This is a genomic window from Duganella sp. CT11-25 (assembly GCF_047302815.1).
In the GTDB taxonomy this organism is placed as follows: Bacteria; Pseudomonadota; Gammaproteobacteria; order Burkholderiales; family Burkholderiaceae_D; genus Rugamonas.
On record NZ_JBKBFD010000001.1, the window covers coordinates 1,135,834 to 1,148,514 of the forward strand.

The following is a 12,681-nucleotide window of genomic DNA, read 5'->3' on the forward strand; positions in this document are numbered from 1 at the left end:
CGCTGCGAACTGTTCTCGCTTCATGGTCAAACCCTCCCGCACAGGAATTATTGACCCAAAACTCGCGCCCCGAAGTGTCTAATTTCGCCAATGCAGATCAACACGCCTCGCCGGCGGCGCAATGCCTGCGCATGAATGCGCTAAAATGGCCGCTGCTTTTAACGATGTAAAACTGATGAACGACGAAAAAAACGGCGCTCGCCGCCCTACCTGCCTGGCGGCGGCAGCGCTCGTGCTGGCGCTGAATGCCGATATCTCCTTGGCGCAAACACTGGACTCGGCACAGGCGACGCCATTGGCCGCCGCCGCAGAGTTGCCGCAGTCGCCCACGGAGGCCATGGAGGTCAAGCTCGACACGGTAACGGTACAACGCGGCGACCTGCAGCAAACGGTCGACGCCATCGGAAAACTGCAGTTCCACCGGTTTGCGGATGTGAATGTTCAAGTCGCCGGCCAGATCAAGGATGTGCTTTTTACAGTCGGGGATGCAGTGCAGGAAGGCAAGCTGGTGATGGAGATTTCGCCTGCGGTCCGCGCTAACCAGATGGACAGTAACCGTGCTCAAATGGCGCGGCTGCGGGCCGAACTGGCGGACCAGCAAGCCCAGACGGACTTCGCCGAATTGCAGTTCAAGCGCCAGACACAGCTCAAGGCACAAAATGCCACCCGCGAAGAAAGCGTTGAGTCGAGTCGCATGAATTTGTCTTCGGCCCGCGCCCGGGTGGACTCCATCAACGCGCAGATCCAACAGCTGGAGGCGACGCTGAAATTCGATGAGGAAAGCAGCCGCCACAAGCAGGTTCTGGCTCCGCTATCGGGAACCGTGGTGGCGGTGAATGCGCGCCCTGGGCAAACGGTGAGCATCGGCCAGACGGGCTTGCCCTTGATGCGCATTGCAGACCTGTCGCAAATGACGGTTCAGGCGCGCGTGGCGGAAGTGGATGTGACGCGCCTGAAGCGCGGCATGACGGCCAACTTCCAGACGCCCGGTTATCCCGGCCGCATCTGGTCGGGAAAACTGCGCCAGGTGATTCCCGTACCTGCCGACGGAACGGGCGAGCAAGGCAAGCAGACTTTTTACAATGTGTTGTTCGAGGTCGATAATCCGGAACAGGAGCTCATGAGCGGCATGACCACCCAGGTGCAGTTCATCGTCGCCCAGGCCAAGGATGCGTTGCTGCTGCCCGCAAACTTGCTGGGCAAGCGCGATGCGGCGGGGATGTATCAGGTCCATGTGGTGAACCTCGAACGGCGCATCGTAGCGCGCAAAGTGAAAATCGGCTTGCGCACAGTACAGCAGGTACAAGTGCTGTCCGGCCTGGAAGCGGGCGAGCAAGTGCTGGCCGGTCCCGTGCCGGCGCTGGCGCCTCAGCCCAAGCCGGTTGCGCCGGTGGGTAGGCCATGAAGCAACGCGCCGCGGGCGGCGGGTCGACACTGGCTGGACCGCTGCGGACACCTATGCTGGCGGCGTGCCTGGCCGGCGTTGCGCTGGCCGGGTGCACGCACACGATGCCTGTGGCGGAACCGGTGACGGCAGTCGAATTACCAGCCGGCTGGTCGCAGGCGGGTAAGCCGGGCAGCCAGGAATGGCCGGACACCCACTGGTGGCAACGCTTCGGCAGCGACGAGCTGAGCCAACTGGTGCGCGAGGGACAGGAAAGCAACCTGGAACTGGCCGCCGCGCTGTCGCGAATGCGCCAGGCGGCGGCGCAGGCGCGGATTGCCGGGGTCGCGCTACTGCCCTCCGTCGATGCTTACGCCGGCGCCAGCCGGGATCTGCCGGTCGCAGGCCGTCACAACGCCAATGTTTCATCGAGCGGACAGTTGCAGGTGTCTTACGAACTCGATTTTTGGGGCAAGAACGCTGCCAGCGTTGCCGCAGCCGAGGCATCGCTCAGGGCCAATTTCTACGATCGTCAAACCGTGGCCCTCACCGTGACCAGCGGCATCGTGTCGACTTATCTGCAACTGCTGTCCCTGCACGACCGTCTCGACGTGGCGCGCGAGAACGCCAGAACCGCAGAGCATGTACTGTCGCTGGTCGAGGCACAGAGCAGCGTCGGCGCCGCCACGTCCGTCGACTTGGCACGTCAACGCTCCGCTGTCGCCAGCCAACATGCCACCATCCCTGCTTTACTGCAGCAGGAGCGCGAGGCGCAATCAGCGCTGGCCATCTTGCTCGGCCGGTCGCCGCAAACCTTCAAGATCAGTGATAGCGGACTCGACACCATCCGCTTGCCCGAAGTGACGGCGGGCATGCCGTCCGAACTGCTGTCGCGGCGCCCCGATATTCGCCGTTCGGAAGCGGTCCTGGCGGCCGCCAGCGCCAACGTCGACGTGGCGCGCGCGGCATTGTTTCCCAGCATACGCCTGACCGGATCGACGGGCACGCAAAGCAGTGCCTTGATGTCGCTGCTCAACGCCCAGAATGTGTTCGCGAATATCGGCGCCTCGCTGGTGGCGCCGATATTCGATGGCGGGCGTCTGCGGAACGAGCGCGATCTGGCCATCGAACAAAAGCAGGAACTGGTGCAGACCTATCGCTCGACCGTCCTGGCGGCCTTGACGGAAGTGGACACCGTGCTGGGCCAAATCAACAGTCTTGACGAGCAGCGCCGGTTGAAAGAGGTGGAACTGGAACAGTCGCGTCTTGCGTTCAATTTGTCGGAGATCCGCTACAAGGCGGGGGCGGAAGACTTGATGACCGTGCTCGACACCCAACGCAGCCTGTCGGACGTGCAAAATGAGCTGGGGATACTGAAACTCAAACGCCTGCAGGCCACGGTATCGCTCTACAAAGCCCTTGGTGGTGGCTGGCAGGCTGGCTGAGCGAAGGCGGCCGCAAATTACAAAAATGAAAAAAGGCCGTTGATGATGTCATCCACATCATCAACGGCCTTCTATTTTTCCTTAAAAATCAGCCTGTTATAGCGAGCTCTTCACTCCCACTCAATAACTACATTTCTGACAAACCCTTTAAAATCAACGCAATACAGGCAGTCAAAAATTACCGCGTAACTTTTGCGTGACTATTATTGAGATTTCCATGTGGAAATAAATTGTGCGCTTATCAATATAATCAATGAATTACGCAAATGAACTTACACGTTGTGCAACACCTTTCTCACGTATGTTGATTTGCACCGAAAATTGACCCACTTTCCCCAGTAATTTGCAACTGAATCTGACCCACGTGAAGAGCACAATTCGACCTGTCTCATCGGCAGGAGAACGGAGTGATCAACGTGGCGTTACTAGGCATAATTCGACGCTGGCACATTCGTGACCAGATTCCCCTACGGGAGATTGCCAGAAGGCTGGGCATCTCACGTAACACCGTCCGGCGCTACTTGCGTTCGGAGACCACCGAGCCTAGCTATGCGGAACGCCGTATAGCGAGCGGGCTGGATAAATATTCCGTGCAGTTATCAGGATGGCTCAAGGCCGAGACGGGCAAGCCGCGTAAGCAGCGCCGTAGTTTGAAACAGATCCACGCGGACCTGAAGGAGCTGGGATATGAAGGATCCTACGATCGCGTGGCAGCGTTTGCCAGGCAGTGGAAGGCGGGTCAAACTGAGTGGGTCAATTCATCGAGCAAACGAACAGAGGAAGGAGGTCCAGACTCAGATCAGAGTAATTTCATTAAAAAGGACGGGTCGGAATTCAATGCAAATTCCGGGTCAATGTTCAGCGCAATTTAACACCCCCGCTTATGGATGATGGCTTCGTCGTAAATTGGGATTTCGTCAGGCTTGAATGTCTTTTTTTTGAGCATAAAAAATGGGCTTGAAAACTACAGTTTTGAGTAGCCACAGTTTTGTGTAGCTATTCGTGTAACTGTAGTTTGAAAGCCCAATAAAATCAACTGCTTAAAAAATACGTGAAACTTTTGTGTAAGTTATTAATCGTTTAAAATCAATAGCTTACATCTTGGATTCTACTCCCACTCGATCGTCGCAGGCGGCTTGCCCGAGATATCGTAGACCACACGGTTGATGCCGCGCACTTCATTGATGATGCGGTTCGACACCTTGCCCAGCAGCGCGTGCGGCAGGTGCGCCCAGTGCGCCGTCATGAAGTCCTGCGTCTGCACCGCGCGCAAGGCCACCACGTACTCGTAGGTGCGGCCGTCGCCCATCACGCCCACCGATTTCACCGGCAGGAACACGGCGAACGCCTGGCTGGTCGCTTCGTACCAGTTGGTCGGCACGCTGTCCTGATCGAAGCCAGGAACCACCACCGGCTCGTATGGCGTGTTGCGCAGTTCTTCGATGAAAATGGCGTCGGCGCGGCGCAGCAGGTCGGCGTAGTCCTTCTTGACTTCGCCGAGGATGCGCACGCCCAGGCCCGGGCCCGGGAACGGGTGGCGGTAGACCATGTCATGCGGCAGGCCCAGCGCAACGCCCAGCTTGCGCACTTCGTCCTTGAACAGTTCGCGCAGCGGTTCCAGCAGCTTCAGCTTCATGGTCTCCGGCAGGCCGCCCACGTTGTGGTGGCTCTTGATGGTCTGGCCTTTCTTGCCCTTGCCGGCCGATTCGATCACGTCCGGATAGATGGTGCCTTGCGCCAGCCATTTGGCGTTGACCAGCTTGCCCGACTCGACCTGGAACACTTCGACGAATTCGCGGCCGATGATCTTGCGCTTCTGCTCGGGATCGGTGACGCCGGCCAGGTGGCCCATGAACTGGCCTTCGGCATCGACGCGGATCACTTTGACGCCCAGGTTCTTGGCGAACATGTCCATGACCATCTGGCCTTCGTTCAGGCGCAGCAGGCCGTGGTCGACGAACACGCAGGTCAGCTGGTCGCCGATGGCGCGGTGGATCAGCGCGGCGGCCACCGACGAATCGACGCCGCCGGACAGGCCCAGGATCACGTCGTCGGTGCCGACCTGGGCGCGGATCTTCTCGACCGCTTCCGAGATGTAGTCCGGCATGTTCCAGTCCGATTTGCAGCCGCAGATCTCGTGCACGAAGCGACCCAGCATGGCCTTGCCCTGCACCGTGTGGGTCACTTCCGGGTGCCATTGCACGCCGTAGAAACGCTTCTCTTCGTTGGCCATGGCGGCGATCGGGCAGCTCGGGGTGTTGCCCATCAGGACGAAGCCCGGCGGCATGTCCAGCACCTTGTCGCCGTGGCTCATCCAGACCTTCAGCATGCCGTGGCCTTCGTCGGTAACGAAGTCGTTGATGCCGTCGAGCAGCTTGGTGTGGTTGCGGGCGCGCACCTCGGCGTAGCCGAATTCACGCACCAGGCCGTTCTCGACCTTACCGCCCAGCTGCGCGGCCATGGTTTGCATGCCGTAGCAGATACCCAGCACCGGCACGCCCAGTTCGAACACGGCGTCCGGCGCGCGCGGGGCGTCGCCTTCCAGCGTCGAGCTGTGGCTGCCCGACAGGATCACGCCGGCGGCGCCGTAGTTGCGCACGAATTCGTCGCTGACATCGTACGGGTACACTTCCGAGAACACGCCGGAGTCGCGCACGCGGCGCGCGATCAGCTGGGTGACTTGGGAGCCGAAATCGAGAATGAGGATTTTTGAGTGCATGAGTATGTACTGAAGAGGATGAGAATAGAAAAACGCCGGCTCGTCGGAGCCGGCGTTGCAAGGACTTATCAGTCGCCGGAACGGTAGTTCGGCGCTTCCTTGGTGATTTGCACATCGTGCACGTGCGATTCGCGCATGCCGGCCGAGGTGATCTCGACGAATTCCGCCTTGTTGCGCAGCTCGTCGATGGTGGCGCAGCCGCAGTAACCCATCGATTGACGCACGCCGCCGACCAGCTGGAAGATGATCGCCAGCACGCTGCCCTTGTAGGCGACGCGGCCTTCGATACCTTCAGGCACGAACTTGTCGGCCTTCATGGTGGCGTCCTGGAAGTAGCGGTCGGCCGAGCCGTCCGACATCGCGCCCAGCGAGCCCATGCCCCGGTACGATTTGTACGAGCGGCCCTGGTACAGGATCACTTCGCCCGGCGCTTCCTCGGTGCCGGCGAACATGGAGCCCATCATCACGGTCGATGCGCCCGCCGCCAGTGCCTTCGAGATGTCGCCCGAGAAGCGGATGCCGCCGTCGGCGATACATGGCACGCCGGTGCCTTCCAGCGCTTCGGCGACGTTGGAGATCGCGGTGATCTGCGGCACGCCGACGCCGGCGACGATACGGGTGGTGCAGATCGAGCCCGGGCCGATGCCGACCTTGACCGCGTCCGCGCCGTATTCAACCAGCGCCTTCGCGGCGGCTGCGGTGGCGATGTTGCCGCCGATGACGTCCACGTGCGGGAACTTGGTCTTGATCCATTTCACGCGGTCCAGGATGCCTTGCGAGTGGCCGTGCGCGGTGTCAACCACCAGCACGTCGACGCCGGCAGCGACCAGCAGCTCGATGCGCTCTTCATCTTTCGCGCCAACGCCGACAGCGGCGCCGACCAGCAGCTTGCCCTGCGAGTCTTTCGACGCCAGCGGGTGCTCGGTGGATTTCTGGATGTCCTTTACGGTGATCAGGCCGCGCAGCTCGAAGGCGTCGTTGACGACCAGCACGCGCTCCAGGCGGTGCTTGTTCATCAGGCGCTTGGCTTCGTCGCGGTCGGCGCCTTCAGCGCCCTCTTTGACGAACACCAGCTTTTCGCGCGGGGTCATCTTGGCGCGCGCCTCGGCGTCCAGCTCCTGCTCGAAACGCAAATCGCGGTTGGTGATGATGCCGACGACTTCCTTGCCCTCGACCACAGGGAAGCCGGAAATACCATATTGCTCGGTCAACTTGATGACGTCGCGGATCTTCATGGTCGGCGGGATCGTGATCGGATCACGCAGCACGCCGGCCTCGAAGCGCTTGACGCGCGCCACTTCGCGAGCCTGGTCCTTCGGATTCAGGTTCTTGTGGATGATGCCAATGCCGCCCTCTTGCGCCATCGCGATGGCGAGACGGGCTTCGGTGACCGTATCCATCGCTGCGGACAGCAACGGGATGTTCAGGCTGATATTACGGGTCAGGCGAGTTTTGAGGGACGTATCGGCAGGCAGAACGTTCGAGTACGCTGGGACGAGCAGCACGTCATCGAATGTGAGTGCTTTTTGAAGTAGACGCATAGTATTTCCTATAGGCGCAAAGCGGCATTATACAGGAAACGGTTTTAATTGTCTGCAACTTCCAAAGACCGCAGCAGGAAGGCAATCGAAACGCCGTTTTTAATACTACTATAGGCGTACTTTCAAACTCACCACAGGCCCGTCAACATGTCCGAACCACATGACCCGTCCCGTCGCAGCCTCGTCAAACTCCTGTCGAGTACGCTGCTACTGCCGCTGGCTGGCGGCGGCACCGCATCCGCGGCGACCGCCCCGGCGCAGGGCTTCACCTACCCGGGGCTGGAACCGGATTTCGATACGGCGATTACCGGGCTCAATCTGGTCGAGGACATGAATTTCGGCAGCGGCGCCAAACCGAGCGGTTCGCCGGTCGGCATCGCGATCAAGACGCTTGCCGATGTCGCGAAGTTATTTAACCCGCTGGAGGGCGACTTTAGCGCCACCGGGGCACATCTCGGCGGCACTGGCCCGGTGACCATCAATAGCGAAGTCCAGCGTTACGCCACCGCCTTCAACGATCAGAATCACGTGGTGGACGCCGACGGATTGCGCCTGCAGGCCGTACTCGGCAGCGGCCATTTCGACTCTTACCTTCGCGGCAACGTCGTAGCGGCGCCGACCAGCAGCGGTTTCTATGCCGGCGCGGAAGGCGCTTCGTCACCGACACGGCTGGCCGACATCGGCTTGACCGCAGCGGATCTGGCCAAGATTGAAGTCGGCACCTGCATCACCGGGGGCAGCAGCACCGGCATCTCCGTGGTCGTCGCCAAGGACGCGGCCGCCGGCACCATCACGTTTGAAGCGGTCAGCTCGGGCATCAAGGAAGCCTACAAGGGGAACTGGCATGTCACGTTCACCAAATTCGCCTTCTCGCGGGTCGCCACCGACGTCATCAACGGAAAAACCACCGCGATCAAGTTCAAGAAGCCGGTGGCCTCCCCTGTCGTGCCGGGCATGTTTGCCATGGGCGTCAGGTGCGCGCCGGCTTATCAGAACAACCCGGCCTCAAGCGATCGCGCCAGGGTCCTTTCCATTTCGGAGGATCGCCTGACCGTGACGTTCGACAAGGCGGTGAGCCCTGGCGCCCTGACCCCGACGACGAGCGATGGCGTGCTGTTCGTTCCCGGGCTGACATCCGGGCAGATCTGGAGCAAGCGCGCCTACGGCCCGCAGCAGCCGGGTCGCAAGGTGCAGGCGCTTGAGGTGGAATTCACCATGCCGGCCATGCCGCAATTTTCCGGCCCGGCCTACACCAAGAAGGCGATCGAGGCCGCCATGGCCGGCGCGCCGGGCACGGCGTGGGGATACTGGCCGGCCGTGTGGTTCTATACCTTCAACCCCAAGGGCGTGGCGAGAAGTGCCGACGATCCGTGGGTGGAGCTGGATGTGCTGGAGGTATTCACGCATGTCCAAAAAGGCCAATCGACCTGGACTGGCGCCCTGCATACCCAGCCCCACACCCGGCAGCGCGCCTTGAAAGCAGGCAGCACCAACCGCGCGCGCAATGGCGGCACCTGGCTGCCCTCCCCGCCGAACCGTGAGATGCTGACGGCGGATGCCACCAACCTCTTGCTGCCAACGCCGATTACCTCTGGAACGAAGCGGACGGTCGGCGTGATCTGGACGCGGGACAAGGTCTTGCACTATCTGGATGGCATTCCGGTGGCCGAATCGAACTGGACAACCCCCGAGAAATATCCCCTGCAACTCGGCATCAACCTGGCCTGCGGTTCGCTGAGCGGCGGCAACGCTACGGCATTGTTCTTCCCGCAGCAGGACTCGCAAGCGACCAGCCAATTCCTGAAGATACACTCGGTGAAAACCTGGGAGTTATAAGCGGCCGCACCGCCAGTTGACAGTTGCCCTGAACCATGGCGAAATCTGTACATGCCTTAATGGAGCGCTTTATGAATCACCGCAATATACCGCTTGCCATCCTGCTGCTGGCCGCGTCGTCGCTGGCGATGGCCCAATATATGTGGGTCGACGACAAAGGCGTCAAGCAGTTGTCCGACCGGCCGCCGCCGGCCAACATCCCCGAGAAACGCATCCTGAAGGCGCCCGGCAAGCCGCTGTTCAATCCCAACGCGCCAGCCGAGCCGGAGACCCCGCCCGCCGATGCCGCCGCCGAGACGCCGGCCGTCAAGCGCGCGCCGACGATCGCCGAACGCAACGCCGACTTCAACAAACGCAAGACCGAGGCCGCCGCCGCCGAGCAAAAAGCCGCCGACGAAGCCCAGCGCAACGCCGATATCGCCTCCAATTGCGACGCCGCCCGCAAAAACCAGATGGCGCTGGACCAGGGCACGCGCATGAGCACCTACGACAAAAACGGCGAACGCGGCATCATGGGCGACCAGGAACGCGAAGAAATGCGTAAAAAGACGCAAAAAGTGTTGGCTGGATGCAAATAACCCCTCTCCCTTCAGTGTCAAGCTGCCGTATGATATCGCTATCAATATCAACGTGAAGTAGCACTCGATGACCAAGACACAAGCGGGCAAGAGCCGCGCCAGCGGCCGCATTACCCTGGCGATGGTGGCGGAGATGGCCGGCGTGGCGACGATGACCGCGTCGCGCGCCATCACCCAGCCGGATATGGTGTCCCAGGCGCTGCGCGACCGGGTGGATAAAGCCGTCGCCGAACTGGGCTACGTGCCCAACCGCGCCGCCCGCGCGCTGGCCTCGTCGCAATCCAAGGTGATCGCGGTGCTGGTGCCGTCGCTGTCGAACGCGGTGTTCACCGAGGTGCTGGCCGGCATCCAGGATGCGCTGGACGCCGACGATTACCAGATCCTGATCGGCAACACCCGCTATTCCGACAAGGAAGAGGAAAAGCTGATCGGCACCTATCTGCAGTCCAACCCGGACGGCATGCTGCTGTCCGGCCTGACGCACAGCCCGCGCGTGCAGCAGATACTGACCACCTCGCGCGTGCCGGTGGTGTCGATGATGGATATGTCCACCGATCCGGCCCAGCTGACGGTGGGCTTCTCGCAGTTCCAGGCCGGCTACGCGATGACACGCTACCTGATCGACAAGGGCCACAAGCGCATCGGCTTCATCGGCGCGCAGCTGGATGAACGTACCTTGCGCCGCGCCGAGGGCTACCGCAAGGCCATGCAGGAAGCCGCGCTGGCCGACATCAAGCTGGAGGTGATGGTGGCCGAGCCGTCCACCATCGCGCTGGGCGCGGAGCTGGTGGGCCGCATGCTGGCGCAGGCGCCCGACTGCGACGCCATCTTCTGCTGCAACGACGACTTGGCCCACGGCGCCATCTACCAGTGCCAGCGGCGCGGCATCCCGGTGCCGGCGCAGCTGGCCATCTGCGGCTTCAACGACCTGCCCGCCTCGGCCTGGATGAATCCGTCCCTGACCACCATCGGCACGCCCCGCTACCGCATCGGTTTCGAGGCCGCCACCCTGCTGCGCTCGGTCATCAAGGGCGAAGAGCCGCCGACCCGCCAGATCGACCTCGGCTTCACGCTGATGGCGCGCGAGAGCGCCTGATCCGGCGCGGCGCGCTGCTGCGCCGCAGCATAGATTCTTCTTTACAAATTCCACCAAGCGGTTACACTCCATTCAACTGTTAGCGCTATCATTTAAGAACATATGAGCAATCAATCGCGTCAAGTCCGCTGGGTCGTCATGGGTGTCAGCGGAACCGGCAAAAGTTCGGTCGGGCTGCAACTGGCCACGGCGCTGGAAGTGCCCTTCATCGAAGGCGACACCTTCCACTCCTACGCCAACGTGGCCAAGATGTCGGCCGGCGTGCCGCTGACCGACGTCGACCGCGCCGACTGGCTGCACGCGCTGCACGAACAGATCCGCAACGCGCGCGAACGCGGCGCCGGCCTGGTGCTATCCTGCTCTTCGCTCAAGCGGCGCTACCGGGACCTGCTGCGCAGCGCCGATCCGGAACTGCGTTTTGCCCACCTGGCCGGACCGCGCGAAGTGATCGCCGCCCGCATGGCGGGACGCGCCGGCCACTACATGCCGACCTCGCTGCTCGACAGCCAGCTGGCCGCGCTGGAACCGCTGCAAGCCGACGAAGCGGGCCTCGTGCTCGATATCGGCCAACCACCGGCGGAACTGGTGCGCGAGATTTTGAATGACCGGTCTCTCTCCGGGGTGGTGTCACCGCCGCGCTGATACAGACAGCGCTCCGCCCCGTTTCGGGCAGTGTGGCCCCCCTCGGCTGCACTGCCTGTTTTTACATGCGTTATGGAAGCAAACGTGAACAAACAACTGACCTGGCGCGAAAAAATCAGCTACGGCATCGCCGATATGGGCTTCAATTTTTATTGGACCAATATCGCGACCTTCCTGCTGATTTACTACACCGATGTCTTCGGCATCTCGGCCGCCGCCGCCGCGTCGATGATGTTTACGATTAAGATCATCAACGCCTTCACCGATCCGCTGATCGGCGCCGCCGCCGACCGCACCACGACCCGCTTCGGCAAGTTCCGCCCTTACCTGATCTGGGTGCCGCTGCCGCTGGCCTGCGCCGCCATCCTGACCTACACCACGCCGGACCTGTCGGCCGACGGCAAGATCGTCTGGGCCTACGGCACCTACCTGCTGATGATGGTCTGCTACACCTGCATCAACATCCCGTACAACGCGCTGTCCGGCGTGCTGTCGGCCGATCCGCAGGAGCGCTCCACCGTCAACGGCCTGCGCTTCATCTTCGCGTTTGCCGGCGGCACGCTGGTCACCGCCGCCACGCCGGCGCTGGTGTCATGGCTGGGCGGCGGCGACGATAAGCTGGGCTGGCAACTGACGATGCTGGTGTGGAGCGTGTTCGCGTCCATCCTGTTCGTGTTGACCTTCCTGAACACCCGCGAGCGCATCGTGCCGGCCGCAGGACAAAAATCCAACGTCATGCAGGACATCCGCGACCTGTCGCAGAACCGTCCGTGGGTGGCGCTGTTCTTCCTGGCGCTGATCATCATGATCACGATCACGCTGCGCACCACCAGCGCGGCCTACTACTTCAAGTACGTGGTCGGCCGGCCGGAACTGATGGCCGGCTTCGTGCCCGCCTACATGATCTCGGCCGCCGTCGGCGCCTCGCTGACGCCGTTCATGACGCGCTTCATCGACAAGCGCAAGCTGATGATGATCTTGATGTCGATCACCGCCGTGCTGTCGTCGGCCTTCTTCTTCGTTCCCAAGGACCAGGTCACGCTGATGTTCGTGCTGCAGGTCGGCATGGGCCTGGCGCTCGGACCGAAGTCGCCGCTGGCTTTCTCGATGTACGCCGACACCGCCGACTACAATGAATGGCGCACCGGCCGTCGCGCCACCGCGATGACCTTCGCCGCCGCCACCTTCTCGCAGAAGCTGGGCACCGCGATCGCGGTCGCGGTGATCGGCTGGCTGTTCACGCAGCTGGGCTATGTGGCCAATGTCACCCAGTCGGCCGGCTCGCAGGCCGGCATCCTCTGGCTGATGTCCTTTATCCCGGCCGCCTTCGCGGTGCTGGCGGTGATCATCATGTTCTTCTATAACCTCGACAACACCAAGCTGATTCAGATCCAGGCGGATCTGGAAGCGCGCAAAACCACTTAATCACGGAGATCGTTT

General features: G+C 61.7%; 9 protein-coding genes and 1 pseudogene. 8 read left to right on the top strand and 2 right to left on the bottom strand.

The window, feature by feature from the left end; genetic code table 11:
• Positions 1-121: 121 nt before the first annotated feature.
• From ACEN9F_RS04465 to ACEN9F_RS04475, 3 genes and pseudogenes are all read left to right on the top strand, one after another.
• On the top strand, positions 122-1,405 hold the full coding sequence (locus tag ACEN9F_RS04465) for an efflux RND transporter periplasmic adaptor subunit (RefSeq protein ID WP_413418233.1): 1,284 nt from the start codon (positions 122-124) through the stop codon (positions 1,403-1,405).
• Positions 1,402-2,829 carry an efflux transporter outer membrane subunit gene (locus ACEN9F_RS04470; RefSeq protein ID WP_413418235.1) on the top strand — a complete coding sequence of 476 codons (1,428 nt, stop codon included), beginning with the start codon at positions 1,402-1,404 and terminating at the stop codon, positions 2,827-2,829. The genes ACEN9F_RS04465 and ACEN9F_RS04470 overlap by 4 nt, the downstream gene beginning before the upstream one ends.
• Before the next feature lie 407 nt (positions 2,830-3,236).
• A pseudogene (locus tag ACEN9F_RS04475) lies at positions 3,237-3,563 on the top strand (helix-turn-helix domain-containing protein); the annotation flags it as partial.
• Positions 3,564-3,937: 374 nt separating this feature from the next.
• Here the strand turns inward: ACEN9F_RS04475 and guaA are convergent.
• Both guaA and guaB read right to left on the bottom strand, forming a co-directional pair.
• Positions 3,938-5,548 (bottom strand): glutamine-hydrolyzing GMP synthase, encoded by a 1,611-nt coding sequence (gene guaA / locus ACEN9F_RS04480; RefSeq protein ID WP_413418237.1) that lies wholly within the window; start codon positions 5,546-5,548, stop codon positions 3,938-3,940.
• Between the two features lie 68 nt (positions 5,549-5,616).
• Positions 5,617-7,089 (bottom strand): IMP dehydrogenase, encoded by a 1,473-nt coding sequence (gene guaB / locus ACEN9F_RS04485; protein WP_070271573.1) that lies wholly within the window; start codon positions 7,087-7,089, stop codon positions 5,617-5,619.
• 147 nt (positions 7,090-7,236) lie between these two features.
• Here guaB and ACEN9F_RS04490 point away from each other — a divergent pair, with 147 nt between their 5' ends.
• The 5 genes from ACEN9F_RS04490 (at position 7,237) to ACEN9F_RS04510 (ending at position 12,666) form a co-directional block, all read left to right on the top strand.
• Complete coding sequence (locus ACEN9F_RS04490) at positions 7,237-8,925, top strand: hypothetical protein (protein WP_413418240.1); 1,689 nt, start codon at positions 7,237-7,239, stop codon at positions 8,923-8,925.
• A gap of 71 nt (positions 8,926-8,996) precedes the next feature.
• Positions 8,997-9,503, top strand: coding sequence for a DUF4124 domain-containing protein (locus ACEN9F_RS04495; protein WP_413418242.1), 507 nt, complete (start codon positions 8,997-8,999; stop codon positions 9,501-9,503).
• A 67-nt stretch (positions 9,504-9,570) separates the two neighbouring features.
• Positions 9,571-10,599, top strand: coding sequence for a LacI family DNA-binding transcriptional regulator (locus ACEN9F_RS04500; protein WP_413418244.1), 1,029 nt, complete (start codon positions 9,571-9,573; stop codon positions 10,597-10,599).
• 102 nt (positions 10,600-10,701) lie between these two features.
• Complete coding sequence (locus ACEN9F_RS04505; RefSeq protein ID WP_413418246.1) at positions 10,702-11,241, top strand: gluconokinase; 540 nt, start codon at positions 10,702-10,704, stop codon at positions 11,239-11,241.
• Positions 11,242-11,325: 84 nt separating this feature from the next.
• Positions 11,326-12,666 (top strand): MFS transporter, encoded by a 1,341-nt coding sequence (locus ACEN9F_RS04510; protein ID WP_413418248.1) that lies wholly within the window; start codon positions 11,326-11,328, stop codon positions 12,664-12,666.
• Positions 12,667-12,681: the final 15 nt, after the last annotated feature.